This window comes from Phenylobacterium sp. (assembly GCF_044371015.1).
Lineage (GTDB): Bacteria > Pseudomonadota > Alphaproteobacteria > Caulobacterales > Caulobacteraceae > Phenylobacterium.
The window spans coordinates 1-14,976 of record NZ_JBILUK010000063.1 but is presented as its reverse complement, the minus strand read 5'-3'; the positions used below and the strand labels follow the sequence as shown (position 1 = coordinate 14,976).

Below are 14,976 nucleotides of genomic sequence, written 5' to 3'. Positions count from 1 at the left end.
TCGAGCGCCTGCGCGAGCATCTGGGCGTCGAGAAGTGGTGCGTGTTCGGCGGCTCGTGGGGCTCGACCCTGGCGCTCGCCTACGCGATCAAGCACCCCGAGCGGGTCGAGAGCCTGATCCTGCGCGGGATCTTCATGGTCACCCCGCGCGAGCTCCGCTGGTTCTACCAGGACGGCGCCTCGATGCTGTTCCCCGACGCCTGGGCGCGCTTCCTGGCGCCGATCCCCGAGGCGGAGCGCGGCGACCTGATGGCCGCCTATCACCGCCGGCTGACCCACCCGGACCGCGCCGTGCAGGCCGAGGCCGCCGCCGCCTGGAGCCAGTGGGAGGGCGACACCATCTCCATCCGCGGCCCCGAGGCGCGACCCTCGAAATTCAACGAGATCGACTTCGCCATCGCCTTCGCTCGGATCGAGTGCCACTACTTCGTCAACGGCGGCTTCCTGTCGGAGCCCGACTGGATCGTCCGAAACGCCCATGTGCTGAAGGACATCCCGGGCTGGATCGTCCAGGGCCGCTTCGACGTTGTGACGCCGCTGGAAAGCGCCTGGCGTCTAAAGTCCGCCTGGCCGCAGGCGCGGATGGAGGTGATCTGGGACGCGGGCCACGCCTCGACCGAGCCGGGCATCGTCGACGCCCTGGTGCGCGCCTCGGACGCGGCCCTCCGCCTATGAGATCCGAACGGAGGACGGCGATGCGCCCCATGATCATCGGCCTGATCGCCCTGGCCCTTGCGGCGCCCGCCCAGGCTCAGGAGCCGCCGAAGGCCCGGGCCGTGCTGGGCGGCTACAACGCCGGCTTCAAGGATTGCGCCCGGGCGCTGGAACGCTTCGTGGTGTTCGTTCACGAGGATGACGACGCCTACGGATTCCTCTCCACCTGGTCGACCACCAAGCCCAACGACGAGATGATGACGGCGATCACGTCGGAAACCTTCACCGACGGTCACGGCGTCGCCACCTTCGCCGCCGTCAGGACCGCGTCCGGGACCTGCGACCTCACCCTGACCCAGACCATCACCTTGCCCGCCCTGCCCTGCGACAAGGCCCGGGAAGACGCCTTCAAGGACTGGAAGCCCTATACGGAGCTCAGCGGCCTTCAGGTCTACGAAGACCCGACCGACTCCAACACCACCGCCACCATGATCCCGCTCGCCAAGTCCGGCTGCGTGATCGTCAAGCACATCCTCGCCCTGGGCGTGGCGAACTGAAGCGCCCGCCGGGCCTATACGAAGCTGCCCTTGCCGCTCGTCACCTCGGAGTAGCGGTGGACCCACACCGACTGGACGAGTCCGAAACCGATCATCACCGTCAGCATCACCGTGCCGCCCCAGCTGAGCATCGGCATCGGCACGCCCACCACCGGCGCCAGGCCCATCACCATCGCGCCGTTGATCATCACATAGGCCGCAAAAGTGACCGTCACGCCAGAGGCCGCCAGGCGCCCGAAGTGGCTGTGGCTGACGAAGGCGGTCCGAAGCGCCATGAAGATCGCCACCGCGTAGAGGATCAGCACCGCCAAACATCCCACGAAGCCGAACTCCTCCGCCAGCGCCGCAAAGATGAAGTCGGTCTGCTTCTCCGGCAGGAAGTTGAGCTGGCTCTGCGAGCCCAGGCCGTAGCCCTTGCCCAGAAGGCCACCGGAACCCAGCGCGATCATCGACTGCAGGATGTGATAGCCCGAGCCTGAAGGATCGCTCTCGGGGTCCAGGAAGGTCAGCACTCGCTGGCGCTGATAGTCGTGCATCACGAACAGTACGAACGGCGGCACAATGGCCAGAAACGCCGCCACCGCCGCGCCGATGATCTTCCAGGACAGCCCCGCCAGGACGATGATCGCCGCGCCGGTCATCAGGATCAGCATGGCTGTGCCGAGATCAGGCTGATGCGCCACGAGCAGCACCGGCGCGAACGTCATCGCCGCCGGGATCAGCAACCACCATGACAACCGCGCCTTCTCGGCCGAAGCGCCGTGGTAGAGGCGAGCCAGGGCCAGCACGATACCGAGCTTCATCACCTCCGAGGGCTGGAAGCTGAAGCTGCCGATCGACAGCCACCGCTGAGCCCCCAATCGGACATCGCCCACCAGTTCCACGGCGACCAGCAGCAGCAGGCCCAGGCCATAGATCGGATAGGCCAGTGCAAACCAGATGCGCAGATCAACCATGGCCAGCGCCAGCATCAGCACGATGCAGATGCCGAACCGGATGGCGTGGTTGGCCGCCCACGGCTCCCAGGACGACCCGGCGATCGAGAACAGCATCAGCGAGCCGGCGCCGGCGATCAGCGCCAGAACCAGCACGAACAACCAGTCGATCTCGGAGAACTTGACGATCAGCCGGTCGCGTTCACCGGGACGAGTCAGGGCCGAGACCGTCATGCCGGACGCCCCGGCCGCGCCGATGGACGGGGGGCGGAAGCCGGCGTCGGGGCGGCGCCCGACGGAGCCAGGGTGGGCTGGGTCGGCGCCAGGTCCTGTTCCAGATCGGGGGTCATCTCCGGCATCGGCAGCGGCTTCTCGATCCGCGCCAAAATCTCCGGATCCTTCAGCAGAGCCGTGCGCATGATCTCGCGCGCTCGGGGCGCGGCAGCGGTCGAGCCGCCCATGCCATGCTGCACGATCACGGCCAGCGCGTAACGTGGGGCGTCCAGCGGCGCGAAGGCGACGAACAGGCCATGGTCGCGCAGGTGCCAGGGCCCGCCCTTCCCGCGATGGCCGCCCTTGGCATAGTTTCGCACCTGGGCGGTGCCGGTCTTGCCGGCCATCAGGATGTCGCCCAGTCCCAGCTGGCTCGCCCGGAAGGCGGTGCCGCCGACGTCCGTCACCGCCGCCATGCCGGCGCGAACCCGATCGATATGGTCGGTCGGATAGGGAAGGCTCGCCACATCGGAACCGCGTGGCCGCTCCTTGCCGCCTACAGACTTGATCAGCCGCGGGTTCAGCGCCTTGTATTCGCGGTTCGCGAGGCGCGCGGTCATCACGGCCAGCTGCAGGCAGTTCACCTGCAGATAGCCCTGACCAATCGCGTAAGACAGATTTTCCCCTGGCCACCAGGGCTGCATGGCCTCGGTCTTGAAATAGCGCTTCTTCCAGGCCGGGTCCGGCACAGTGCCCTTCTTCTGCCCCGGAATGCCGAGGTCGAAGGTCTGGCCCAGGCCGAAGGCCCGGGCGGCTTTGGCGATACGGTCCGGCCCCACCCGCAGCGACATCGCGTAAAAGTAAGTGTCGCAGGAGTTCTTGATGGCGTCGTTGAGGTTCTGCGAGCCGTGGCCACCTCGCTTATGGCAGTGGAAGAAGCGCCCGCCGAACTGCATGCCGCCGCCGCAGACCACACGGGCCTCGGGATCGATCCCGGCATCGAGGATCGCCAGCGCCGTCATCATCTTGAAGGTTGAACCGGGCGGATAGAGACCCGAAAGACACTTGTCGAGCAGAGGCTTGCGCTCGTAGCTCGCGAGGGCCCGATACTCCGCGCCGGTCAATCCGCGAACGAAACGATTGGCGTCGAACGATGGCGCCGAGGTCATGCACAGCACATCGCCTGTGCGGCAGTCGACCATTACCGCCCCGCCGCTCTCCTCGCCGAACACCTCCAGCGCCCGGTTTTGGATGTCGACGTCCAGGGTAAGTTGAATCTCCTGTCCCGGAAACGCCGGAACGTCGCCGCCGTCGTCGTGAGCCACTTCGCGGCCGTTGGCGTCGACTTCCACCTTGCGAGCCCCAGGCCGCCCGCGCAGCTCCAGGTCCAACGCCTTCTCGACGCCCTGCTTCCCGATCCGGAAGCCCGGGTGAAGCATGATCGGTTCGGCGTTGGGGCCGGTGGCCTCGATATCCTCCCGGTTAACCTTGGCCACGTAACCGATCACATGGGCGAAGGCGCCCCCGTGAGGATAGACTCGCACCTCGCCCATGTCGGCGGTCACGCCGGGCAACTCAGGCGCGCGGACATTGATGGCTGAGAATTGCTCCCAGCTCATATCTTCCATCACCGATACCGGCGCGCGCTTGGGCGCATTGGAGACTTCCCGCAGCAGCCTGCGCTGGCGTGCGTCGTCCATCGGGACGAAGTTGGCCAGGGTCTTGATTGTCGCCTCGGCGTCGATACCGGTGTCGCGCGCCACCAGAAGGCGGAAGTTGGGACGATTGGCGGCCAGCACCGCGCCGTTGCGATCGACGATAACCCCGCGAGGCGCCGGTGCGAGCTTGAAGTTAAACTGGTTGGAAGTCGCCAGCTGCTCATAGTGTTGAGTCTCGAAGAGCTGCAGGTAAGCGAGCCTCGCGGCCAGGGCGGTGAGCCCCAAGCCGGCGAAAGCGCCCAACAGTATCGAGCGGCGATGGAACACGCCCTGCCGCTCATTGACCTCTTCAAAAAAGATGGCGGGCTGCGTCATGAACTCAACTCAACGGAACCGAACATCGGCGTCCTCGAAACGTTGGATGAGGACGTCGGCCACAGGAAACAGAACAACTGTGGCGAGGAATTGCCAAGTGAGCGTTACGGGGTCCGGCGCGCTGCGGGTGGCCAGCAGCGTGAAGAGATAACCGGCGCCGAGCGAGAGCATCGTCCCTGCGCCGTACCAGATCCACATCATGGCGCGGCTCTGCCCGGCCAGAAAGGCGCGGAAGCCCAGAACCACACCGTGGGGTAACAGAAGGCAGACCGCCCAGAATCCCATCGGGGTCCCCCACAGCAGATCCAGGAACAGACCCAGGATCATCACGATCACCGGCCCCAGCATTGATGGCCGGATCACTGCCCAGGCAAAGGCAAGCGGCAAGGCGAACACTGGCTCCGGCAGGCCGACTCCCCAGAACCGGATCGGGATTGCAAACAAGAGGCTCGCCGTGATCGCCAAGAGCGCCGGAACGCCGAGCCAGAGCCAGGGCGGCAGACCACGCGCGGTCGTGCTCATGGCCGAGCCGGAAGCGTCGCAGGAGCGGTCGAAACAGGCGCAGCGGTGGGCGACGCCGGCGGCAGGGTCGTCGCGCCGGGTGTCGGCGGCGGCGCGCCGGCCGGGGTCAGGGCGGGAATGTCGACCAGTTGCGTAAAGTCCTGGAACTTCAGGATCCGCACGAAGTCCACGGGCGCCTTGTCTGCGGCCAGCACCACGCGCCACTGCCCATCGAGCCCGCGTACCGCGACACCCACGGGCAAACCGCGTGGAAATACGCCCCCGTCTCCCGACGTCACGACCCGATCGCCAACCCGGACTGGGTCCTGGCCGCGCAGGTACTCCAGGCGCGGATTTGGCCCGCCATCGCCAGTCAGAATGGCGCGGGAGTTGGTGCGGTCGACCATCACCGGTGTCCGCGAAGCAGGATCGGTCAGCATCAAGACCCGGCTCGCCCCCGCAGTCACGCCAACAACCCGCCCCACCAATCCATTTTCGCTCATGACGGGGTTGCCTGGCCTGACACCCAGTTCGGCGCCGGCGTTGGCCAGCCGGGAGTTGGCGAAGGGACCGCGACTATCGGTCACGATGCGCGCAGTCGCCATGGCGATCGGAGGGTCGGTCTTTAGTCCAAGGATAGCGCGATACCGCTCATTGACGTCGCGCAGCGCAATCGCCTCGTTGCGCCATTGCGCCATGGTCTCCAACTCCGCCCGGAGTCGCTGGTTTTCCGAGACCGCGAAGAAATAGCCCCGTATTCCCCGCACCCCGTCGCCGGTCACTCGACCGGGCGCCGAGAGCACATCACCAACCGGTGCAAGCAAGCGATCGGTCAGCGTCCGCGGGTTCCCATTCGAGTCTGTGTCAAACGCCTCGCGTCGGTCCGACAGCAAGATCGCCACCGACACGATCATGACGATCACGAACACGATGCCCGCCGTCCAGGTCAGCGGCACTCGAAGCTCGCCTAGCGGATTGTCCCTCAAGGACATCGTGGTCTCCGCTCATCCGAGCAATGCTACGGTCCTACGCCAGGGTGGCTTCCAAAACGCCCTTCATCCACTTGGGATGTTCGAGCACCTTGCCGCAGCCCAGCGCCACGCACGACAGCGGATCATCAGCTACCGTCACCGGCAGGCCGGTGTGATCGCGGATCTCTACGTCCAGCCCGCGCAGCAGTGCGCCGCCGCCCGTCAGCATAATCCCCTTGTCGGCGATATCCGACGCCAGCTCCGGCGGCGTTGCTTCCAGGGCCATCTTGACCGCCTCGACAATTTGGCTGACCGGCTCGGCCAAGGCGTCGGACGCCTGCTTCTCAGAGACTCTCACCTCTCGTGGCACACCCTGCATCAGGTCGCGGCCCTTGACGTCGATGGACAGTCCCTCGCCGTCGGCCGGCGCGCGAGCGGTGCCGATCTCCTTCTTGATCCGTTCGGCAGTGGTTTCACCAATCAGCAGGTTATGGTTGCGGCGCATATAGCTGATGATCGCCTCATCCATCTTGTCGCCGCCGACCCGGACCGAGCGCGAATAGACGATGCCCGAGAGCGACAATACGGCCACCTCGGTTGTGCCACCGCCAATATCCACCACCATCGAACCGGTCGGCTCGTGAATCGGCAGCCCCGCGCCGATCGCTGCGGCCATCGGCTCGTCGATCAGGCCGACGCGGCGGCCTCCAGCGTTCAGGCAGCTGTCGTTGATCGCCCGGCGCTCCACCGCCGTCGCGCCTGAGGGCACGCACACGATCACCTTGGGATTCACGAAGCCTTTGCGGTTGTGAACCTTGCGGATGAAGTACTTGATCATTTCCTCCGCGACTTCGAAGTCTGCGATCACTCCATCGCGCATCGGTCGAATGGCTTCCATGTGGCCGGGCGTACGGCCCAGCATCTGCTTGGCTTCTATGCCGACCGCGTGGACAACTTTGCGGCCGCCCACATTACGCAGCGCGACGACCGAGGGCTCGTTGAGCACGATGCCCTTGCCCTTCATGTAGATCAGTGTGTTGGCGGTGCCGAGGTCGATGGCGATGTCGTTCGAGATGGCGCCGAAGAGAGACGAGAACATGTTTGGCCCTAGGGCATGGGGGCTGACGAGTCGCACCGCCGGGCGATTGCTCAGAGGCTCGACGAATTTGGGGAGAATGCGTCGAGTCGCTGCATCTTGTCTGGCGGGGCTTTGAGCGTCCCTCTGCCCCGAGGATGGGGCCAGTTCAAGGCATAATGCAAAGGACCGTGCTCGACCTGGCCGCGTATCAACTCGCGCGCGCGGCCAGGGCCTCGACCGCCAACGTCGCCACGGCGTCTGGCGCACCCGCCCGGACCAGCTCGGCGACCAGCGCCGAAGCCCCGACCTCAGCAAGCCGCGCCTGCAATTTGCGCGCGTCCGGGGCCTTCGGCGACGCCGGGTTATCGCTCCGTTCGACAACGCGGCCGTCGTTGATCCAGAGTGTTCGATCGGCCAGCCGGGCAGCCTCGGCGACGTCGTGGGTCACGTAGATTACAGGTATGCTAGCCTCGCGCTTCAGCGCTTCGAGGTATGGGATCACCTCGTCCTTGCGATCGCCATCCAGACTGGCGAGCGGCTCGTCCATCAGCAACAGCCGGGGCGCCGCCAGCAGCGCCCGACCGATCGCCACCCGCTGACGCTCTCCCCCGGAGAGCTTGCCCACGGTACGCTCGAGCAGGCCGTTCAGACCGAGGAGCTCGACCAGATGATCAAACGTGGCGTCCGGGCCCAGACCCGCGCGTCGGCGCCCATACAGCAGGTTCCCCCGCACGCTCATGTGATCGAAAAGGGCCGCGTCCTGAAACACGTAGCCCACGCGACGGCGATGAACGGGCGTGAAGTGGCCGGCGTCCTGCCAGACCTCCCCTGACACCTCCAGCCGCCCGTCAAGCCGCGCGAGACCGGCCAGACATCGTAGGATGGTCGTCTTGCCCGAGCCGGAGGGGCCAAACAGGACGGTCACACCCTGGTCTGGGACTGAGAAGGTCGCGTCCAGCGCGAACGCGCCCAGCCGGCCTTGAAAGCTCGCTCGGATCATCGCCCGACCCTTCGGGTGCGCCGGTCGAACACCAGCAGTCCGAGGACAGTCACAAAGGCGAAGATCACCAGGCCGCCCGCCAGCAGATGCGCCTTCTCCCACTCCAGCGCCTCGACCAGCCGGAACATCTCGATCGACAACACCTCGGTCTCGCCTGGAACGCCCCCGCCGATCATCAGCACCACTCCGAACTCGCCCAGAGTGTGCGCAAAGGCCAGCACGGCGGCTACCACGAAGCCCGGCCGGGCCAGAGGGGCAGCGACGCTGAAGAATGCATCGAACGGGCCCGCGCCCAGGGTCGCCGCCGCCTCCATCGGTCTCGGCCCCATGGCTTCGAAGGCGTTGCGCAGCGGCTGGACGGCGAACGGCAGCGAGTAGACGATCGAGCCGATCACCAACCCTTCAAAGGTGAAGGCCAGGGTTCTGACGCCCAACGCCTGCAGCGGCGCCATCAACGGACTGTCGGGGCCCATAGCCAGCAGCAGGTAGAATCCCAGGACCGTCGGAGGCAGCACAATCGGCAGGGCCACGACCGCCGCTACTGCTTCTACCCACCAGCCGCGCGAACGCGCCAACCACCAGGCCAGCGGCGTGGCGATGATCAGCAGCGCCACGGTCGTGGTCGCCGCCAGTTTCAGCGTCAGCCAGACGATATCAAGCAGCGGCGTCAAGGCGTCTCGTAGCCAAAGCGCCGGATCACCGCGCGGGCCTCGGGCGTTCCTAAGAACGCAAGGAAGGCGCGCGCCGCGGGATTATCCTTGGCGGCCGTGAGTAGTACCGCCTGTTGAACAATGGGCGCGTGCAGCCGAGATGGAACCAACCACCGGGATCCGCCGGCGTTATCGGCGACTTGCGAAAGCGCCACGAAACCAAGTTCCGCCGCTCCGCTCTGGACGAACTGGAACGTCTGGGTGATCGAAGCGCCCTGGACCAGCTTTGGCCGGAGCGCGGCCTCCAGGCCCATACGCTGCATCGTCTGCTGGGCGGCGAGGCCGTAGGGGGCGGTCTTGGGGTCGGCAATCGCCAGCTTGTCGAACCGACCGGTCGTCAGCACCCGCCCCTCGGCATCGACGACACTCGGCGCGCGGCTGAAGAGAACCAGCCGCCCCACAGCGTAGGTGAACCGGCTCCCGCGCACTGCGAGACCGGCGGCCTCGGCCTCAAGCGGGCGCGCCGCATCGGCGCTGAGGAACACGCCGAACGGTGCGCCATTGGCGATCTGAGCATAGAACTGACCCGATGAGCCGAAGCTTAGGATCACCTGGTGGTCGGTGCGGCGCTCGAAGATCCGCGCGATCTCGCGCGCCGGCTCGGCGAAGTTGGCCGCCACCGCAACCTTGACCTCGCCTGCCGCCGCCGCGCCGGTGAGGCCAAGGGCGAGCGCCAGGACCGTCAGAACTCTGAAGATGGGACGCATCTCCAGGCTTCTAGCCGCCGCCGGCTCCGTTGTCGCGCCGCTAGGGCCGGAGCACTTCCACCACCGCAGTGACCTGCCCACCCGACTCCTTCGCACCGCCGCCGATCGCATAGATCCGGCCGCCTCCGGCAACGCCACAGAGGCCATGCCTCGGGGTGCGCATGCGCGTCTCCGCACGCCACGTATCCGTCTTGGGGTCGTAGGACCAACAATCCGCGATAACACCCGGTCCGCCCTCGCCGCCGAACACATAAAGCCGCCCACCCAGCGCCGCGCCCGCCAAGCCGCCGGCGGCGCGCGGCATCGGCCGAAGCGTGTCCCAACGGTCGGTCTTGGGGTCATAGACATCCAGCTGGGCAGAGTTGCCCTCTCCTACGCGCCGGCCTCCGGCCAGATAGAACTTGCCCCCGATCTCGGCCCCGGTGGCGCTGTTGCGGGCCAGCGGGCAAGGGCGCGCCGTCATCCACCGGCCGGCGACAGGATCAAATACCTGATGCAGGTCGATGTCGCCCTGGTCGCCCCAGGCCAGGTTCCGATCACCGCGCGGCGCACGGCCGGAAGCCAGATGCACCCTGTCGCCAAGCGCGACCGCCACGGTCTCGCATTGCAGCCTGGGCATCGGCGAGGCCGGTCGCCACGCCGCGTCATCCATCACCAGTGTGTCGGTCGTCGCCACCCAACCGCCGGCCTCGGTCACGGCAAAACCGCCGAAGGCGAACACCTGGTCCCGCGAAGTCGCCAGCACCGGATGATGCCGAGGCGCGGGCAGTCTCGGGCCCTCGGTCCAGGAGTCGGCGCGTGGAGAGTATAGGCCGGTCCGATCCAGCGGATTGATCCCTGCCCGCAGGCCCTGGAGCCCCGGCGCCATGCCGCCCGCGATCACCGCGCGGCCGCGCCAGACTGTTCCATAGACTTCCTGCGAGGACCAAGGGATGTCGGCTCTGGGCGACCAGCCCGACTGCGCCCGGGCCGGCGTCACCAGTACGGCGGCGGATAGGCCGCCGATCATCTGTCTGCGATCAATCATGGAGCGAACTTGCCCCTTCGACCCGCCCTATGCCAGCACGCACGCCAGGACACCCAGCGTCGTCATGGCGCCACCCAGCCATTGACGTAGGCTCAGCCGCTCTCGGAAGAGACGCCGGCCCACCAGCGCCGCCACCGGCCCCTCGACCAACCCGACGGCCCGCACCTGAGCTGCGGGCGCCAGCGCCAACGCGCCGAACCAGCAGGCCGAGGCCGCAGACCCGAAAAAGCCCGCGGCCAGCGACGACCGCCAGGATCCAACCACCGCCTTGAGCGCCTGCGGCCGGGTCAGCGCCAGAAGCCCGCCCAAAGTCGCCGACTGCATCGCCTGTGCGGTCGCCAAGGTGATGATCGCCGACACCAGCGGGTTCGCCGGGTCGAGCGCCTGTCCCGCCTGACGATAGCCGTTGAACGCAACGGCATAGAAGGCCGCCGCAACCAGACCCAGTAAGGCGCCGGCCACCGCCGCGCGCGCCTCGCCCTTCCTTGGCCAGGAGAGGACCACAAGGCCCGCGCTTGCCGCGAGCACGCCCGCCCAGGCGGCAGGGCTGAGGGCGTCGCCCAGCGCCCACCAGCCCAATAGGGCCGTCATTGGCAGCGAGGCCTGCTGGAACAGGGTCGCCACCGCGAAACCTGACCGCCCCATGGCCATCAGCAGCGCACCCGTCGCCGCCACTTGGGCCACGGCGCCGAACAGCGCACCTGTCCAGAAGGCCTGAGAAAACGACGGGTTTGCGTCTGGCGTCATAGCCCAGACGACCGCCAGCATCGCGATCGAAAACGGCAAGCCGAACAGGAACCGCACAAGCGTCGCGCCCCAAGGCCCAGCGTCGCCGACCAGGGAGCGCTGCATGGCGTTGCGCGCCACCTGCAGTGGCGCGGCCGTTAGCGTCAGCAGTATCCAAAGCACTGGAAGGTCCCTCGACCTTGGGTGTCAGCCCCCGCCGCCCACGACGCGGCCACCCCTCCCGATGGGGCGTACGAAGTCGCGAGTCCTCCCCCATTGGGAGAGGGGGGACCGCGCGACCCGTCCACCGCAGCCTTGGCGAAGGTGGAAGCGTCGTAGAGCGGGCGCCTGGCCCGCCCTTAGAAGCCGCTGGCGACGCGCGCTTGCGGGGCGGTCTTTTCCTTGCGTGCGAAGAGGTTATTCAACGCATTCACATAGGCCTTGGCCGAGGCTGTGAGGGTATCGGTGTCGGCCGCCGCGCCGGTGGCGATCCGGCCGTCCTCCTCCAGCCGCACCGAGACCTGCGCTTGAGCGTCAGTGCCCTCGGTCACCGCGTGCACCTGGAACAGGCGCAGGATCGCCGCATGTGGCACGACCGCCTGGATGGCGTTGAACACGGCATCCACCGGTCCGTCACCGGTTGCGTTTGCGCTCTTCTCGACGCCCTCGATGGTCACGGTCAGGAACGCCTCCTGCGGACCCTCGGTACCGGCGATCACCCGCAAGTGTTTGACCTGGATCTTGTCGGTCCCAGAGGCCAGCGCATCATCCACCAGCGCGATGATGTCGTCGTCGAAGACGTGCTTCTTCTTGTCGGCCAGGTCCTTGAACCGCTGGAAGGCCTCGTTGAGCGCATTCTGACCCAGTTCATAGCCCAGGTCCTTCAGCTTTGCGCGGAATCCAGCCCGACCCGCATGCTTGCCCATCACCAGACTGGATGAGCCCTGCCCCACATCCTCGGGCTGCATGATCTCGTAGGTGCCGCGGTCCTTCAGCATCCCGTCCTGATGGATGCCGCTCTCGTGCGCGAAGGCGTTCTTGCCCACGATCGCCTTGTTAAACTGGACCGGAAAACCGGTAATCGCCGACACATAACGGCTGGCGCGGGTGATGTGCGGAGTCTCAATCCCGGTGTGGAAACGCAGGTGATCGCCGCGCACCTTCAGCGCCATGACGATCTCTTCGAGCGCAGCATTCCCCGCCCGCTCCCCAATGCCGTTGATCGCGCACTCGACCTGTCGCGCCCCGCCCTGAAGACCGGCCAGGCTGTTCGCGACGGCTAGGCCCAGGTCGTTGTGGCAGTGGGTGGAGAAGATCACCTTGTCGGCATTGTCGACGTTCTCGATGATATCGCGGAACATCTCTCCGTATTCGGAGGGATAGCTGTAGCCTACCGTATCCGGCAGGTTGATCGTGCCGGCGCCAGCCCGGATGGCTGCATCCACGCAGCGACGCAGGAAGTCCGGCTCGGTGCGGGTCGCATCCTGGGCCGACCATTCCACATCACCGCAGAGGTTGCGCGCATGCGTAACCGACTTGGTGATCATCTCCAGGATGTCTTCCTGGCTGGCGTGCAGGATGTGGTCGCGGTGACTAGGACTGGTGGACAGGAAAGTATGGATGCGGCCGCGCTTGGCCGGCCTTATGGCCTCCGCGCAGCGCTCGATGTCGACCATGCCCGCACGTGCCAGACCGCAGATGGTGCTCTCGGTGACGATCTGAGAGATTGCGCGGACGGCCTCGAAATCGCCGTTCGACGCGATCGGGAAGCCCGCCTCGATCACGTCGACCTTCATGTCTTCGAGAATCTTGGCCAGTTCCAGCTTCTCGTCGTGGCTCATCGAAGCGCCGGGCGACTGCTCGCCGTCACGCATGGTGGTGTCAAAGATGATGACGCGGTCAGCCGCAGCCGGGACGCTGTCAGGGGTCGCTTGGGTCATGGAATGGTCTCGCGGAATTGGGGTTTGTCGGGCGTAGGTTTGTGGAAAACCCCCTGGTCGCCCGGCCGCGAACGTGCGCGTGCCTAGAGAGGCGCCCAGGGGCGGCTAAGCCCCAGCGAGACAAGAAGCAGGCTGTCGAGCCGCGTACGCATGCCCTCGTCTCTACAGAATCGGCCACATCGGGGCAAGCCTATTGCGCGACGACGCGCCTAGGCGCTGATCTGCGCAAGAACCTTGCGCACGGCGGGCCGCGCGCGAACGCGTTCGCGATGTTCCATCACCCGCGGCAGCAGGGTCATATCGACCCCATCGCCCTCCGCCCAGTCGGCTGTGGTGAAAAGATAACCGTCACAGACGGTGAACTGATCTCCCATCACCCAAGGTCCGGCCAAAAGCTCCCGCTCGATCAGCGCGAAGCAGTCGGTCATCGAGGCCGGCACCTTGCGGCGCATATCCTCGAACGAGTTCTCCTCGGTGGCCCAGCGATATCCGCGATAGCGATGGGCATGCGCAACGTGGACGGTGGTGGCTAGATAGCTGTTGAACGCCTGGGCCTGGGCGAAACGCCAGGAATCGGCGGGCATCAGCTGCGCCTGGGGATACTCCGCCGCGATCCAGGCCAGGATCGCCAGAGTCTCGGTCAGCACGCCATGGTCGGTCGCCAGCGCCGGCACCCGGCCCTTAGGGTTGATCGCCAGATAGTCGCGCCCGCCGCCGGCGGCTCTGGCGCTCGCGTCCATCAACACCGCCCCGTAGACGGCGCCCGCCTCCTCGAGTGCGATATGCGACGCCAGCGAAACCGATCCTGGCGCATAGTAGAGCTTGATCATGCCGCGTCCTGATCCTTGTCTTCCTGTCGCCGACGACCCTGAAGCCATCGCCGCGCAAACCAACCCAGAGTCAGCCAAACGACCGCTACGCCGACCACGATCAAGCCGTTTTTGCCAATCTCGCCGCGCATCAACTGGAAGATGGACGCCCCGGCGAACGCCGTCAGGGCGATCTTCGGCACGATCCCCAGCGCCGTACCCGCGGCGAAATCCCGGGCCCGCATCGGCGTCACGCCAGCGGCCATGTTAACCACAATGAATGGCGCCGAAGGCACCAGCCGGACCACAAGGCTGGCCATGAACCCGTTCTCGCCGACCAGAGTCATGAATCGCTTCACCGCCGGCCCGGAGAAGCGATCCAAAGTCCGCGCGCCGGCAGCGCGGCCGATCTGGAACCCCACCAGAGCCGACACCAAGGTGCCGATCCAGCTGTAGACCGCGCCCGTCCATGGCCCGAACGCCACGACCGCCGCCGCAATCAGCACGATCTGCGGCGTCCCGACGAACGCCAGCAACGCAAAAGCTCCGATCGCGACCGGAAGCGCCCAGGGTCCGTGCGCCGCCGTCAGCCAGCCCTCCACCGTACGTTCACTGTCGACACCCATCAGCGGCGCACCCAGCACGAACACCAGGCCCACGCCACCGATCAGCAGGAACGAGACGACAAGCATCCGCCAGGCGCGGGCGTCGAGGTCTGAGAGAAAGGCGAACAGGCGACGCATTTGCCCGGGAGGGGTCGCGTGTTCCCGCGACAGCGTCAAGTTTGCGGATCACGGGCCTTACAGAAGCGTAACTTGTCCGGACAAATTTGGTGCGCCATCAGCCCGGCCCGCAACCCAACTCGGAGCCCTGAATCGTGCCGGCGTATGCGTTTGAATTGATCACAGCCCAAGAAGCGCGGTCTCTGAGCGCGGGTGACACGGTCACCTTCAAGGGCCCACCGGCTCGGACCGCGAGTGTCGCCTATCAGGCTTTCGACCCTCTAGCGCTGCCCGCGCCGGGCGTAGTTCCGGGCATCCTCGTGACCTACGACGGCCACGCCGTGGCGTTCTCGACCGCACTGGCGCAGATTTCGAAGGCTGGCGGTCTGACGAT

Annotated in this window: 16 protein-coding genes; 3 read left to right on the top strand and 13 right to left on the bottom strand. The window is 66.5% G+C overall.

Annotation, left to right across the window (positions count from 1 at the left end):
- Together pip and ACIQ3R_RS07530 are read left to right on the top strand one after the other, a co-directional pair.
- Positions 1 to 674: prolyl aminopeptidase (gene pip, locus ACIQ3R_RS07535; protein ID WP_397416908.1), on the top strand; the 674-nt coding region annotated here is incomplete at its 5' end.
- A 20-nt stretch (positions 675 to 694) separates the two neighbouring features.
- Positions 695 to 1,210, top strand: a complete 516-nt coding sequence (locus tag ACIQ3R_RS07530; protein WP_397416907.1) for a hypothetical protein — start codon at positions 695 to 697, stop codon at positions 1,208 to 1,210.
- 14 nt (positions 1,211 to 1,224) lie between these two features.
- Here ACIQ3R_RS07530 and rodA read toward each other — a convergent pair whose 3' ends face one another.
- From rodA to ACIQ3R_RS07465, 13 genes are all read right to left on the bottom strand, one after another.
- Positions 1,225 to 2,379 (bottom strand): rod shape-determining protein RodA, encoded by a 1,155-nt coding sequence (gene rodA / locus ACIQ3R_RS07525; protein ID WP_397416905.1) that lies wholly within the window; start codon positions 2,377 to 2,379, stop codon positions 1,225 to 1,227.
- Positions 2,376 to 4,391 (bottom strand): penicillin-binding protein 2, encoded by a 2,016-nt coding sequence (gene mrdA, locus ACIQ3R_RS07520; protein WP_397416903.1) that lies wholly within the window; start codon positions 4,389 to 4,391, stop codon positions 2,376 to 2,378. The genes rodA and mrdA overlap by 4 nt, the downstream gene beginning before the upstream one ends.
- Positions 4,392 to 4,400: 9 nt before the next feature.
- Complete coding sequence (locus ACIQ3R_RS07515; protein WP_397416900.1) at positions 4,401 to 4,913, bottom strand: hypothetical protein; 513 nt, start codon at positions 4,911 to 4,913, stop codon at positions 4,401 to 4,403.
- A complete protein-coding gene (mreC, locus tag ACIQ3R_RS07510) occupies positions 4,910 to 5,884 on the bottom strand; it encodes a rod shape-determining protein MreC (protein WP_397416898.1) in 975 nt (324 codons plus the stop codon). The genes ACIQ3R_RS07515 and mreC overlap by 4 nt, the downstream gene beginning before the upstream one ends.
- Before the next feature lie 34 nt (positions 5,885 to 5,918).
- Positions 5,919 to 6,962 carry a rod shape-determining protein gene (locus ACIQ3R_RS07505; RefSeq protein WP_397416895.1) on the bottom strand — a complete coding sequence of 348 codons (1,044 nt, stop codon included), beginning with the start codon at positions 6,960 to 6,962 and terminating at the stop codon, positions 5,919 to 5,921.
- Between the two features lie 187 nt (positions 6,963 to 7,149).
- On the bottom strand, positions 7,150 to 7,941 hold the full coding sequence (modC, locus tag ACIQ3R_RS07500; RefSeq protein ID WP_397416893.1) for a molybdenum ABC transporter ATP-binding protein: 792 nt from the start codon (positions 7,939 to 7,941) through the stop codon (positions 7,150 to 7,152).
- Positions 7,938 to 8,603: a molybdate ABC transporter permease subunit gene (gene modB, locus ACIQ3R_RS07495; protein WP_397416910.1), complete on the bottom strand. Its 666-nt coding sequence runs from the start codon at positions 8,601 to 8,603 to the stop codon at positions 7,938 to 7,940. The genes modC and modB overlap by 4 nt, the downstream gene beginning before the upstream one ends.
- Positions 8,604 to 8,608: 5 nt before the next feature.
- Complete coding sequence (gene modA / locus ACIQ3R_RS07490; protein WP_397416891.1) at positions 8,609 to 9,358, bottom strand: molybdate ABC transporter substrate-binding protein; 750 nt, start codon at positions 9,356 to 9,358, stop codon at positions 8,609 to 8,611.
- Positions 9,359 to 9,398: 40 nt separating this feature from the next.
- Positions 9,399 to 10,385 (bottom strand): Kelch repeat-containing protein, encoded by a 987-nt coding sequence (locus tag ACIQ3R_RS07485; RefSeq protein WP_397416889.1) that lies wholly within the window; start codon positions 10,383 to 10,385, stop codon positions 9,399 to 9,401.
- Between the two features lie 27 nt (positions 10,386 to 10,412).
- Positions 10,413 to 11,294, bottom strand: coding sequence for a DMT family transporter (locus ACIQ3R_RS07480; protein ID WP_397416886.1), 882 nt, complete (start codon positions 11,292 to 11,294; stop codon positions 10,413 to 10,415).
- 176 nt (positions 11,295 to 11,470) lie between these two features.
- Positions 11,471 to 13,051 (bottom strand): 2-isopropylmalate synthase, encoded by a 1,581-nt coding sequence (locus tag ACIQ3R_RS07475; RefSeq protein ID WP_397416884.1) that lies wholly within the window; start codon positions 13,049 to 13,051, stop codon positions 11,471 to 11,473.
- Between the two features lie 209 nt (positions 13,052 to 13,260).
- Entirely contained in the window at positions 13,261 to 13,881 is a 621-nt protein-coding gene (locus tag ACIQ3R_RS07470) for a glutathione S-transferase family protein (protein WP_397416882.1), read from the bottom strand.
- Entirely contained in the window at positions 13,878 to 14,603 is a 726-nt protein-coding gene (locus tag ACIQ3R_RS07465; RefSeq protein ID WP_397416880.1) for a TVP38/TMEM64 family protein, read from the bottom strand. Before ACIQ3R_RS07465 ends, ACIQ3R_RS07470 begins: the two co-directional genes overlap by 4 nt.
- A 155-nt stretch (positions 14,604 to 14,758) precedes the next feature.
- Here ACIQ3R_RS07465 and ACIQ3R_RS07460 point away from each other — a divergent pair.
- On the top strand, positions 14,759 to 14,976 hold a 218-nt coding region (locus ACIQ3R_RS07460), incomplete at its 3' end, for a hypothetical protein (RefSeq protein ID WP_397416878.1).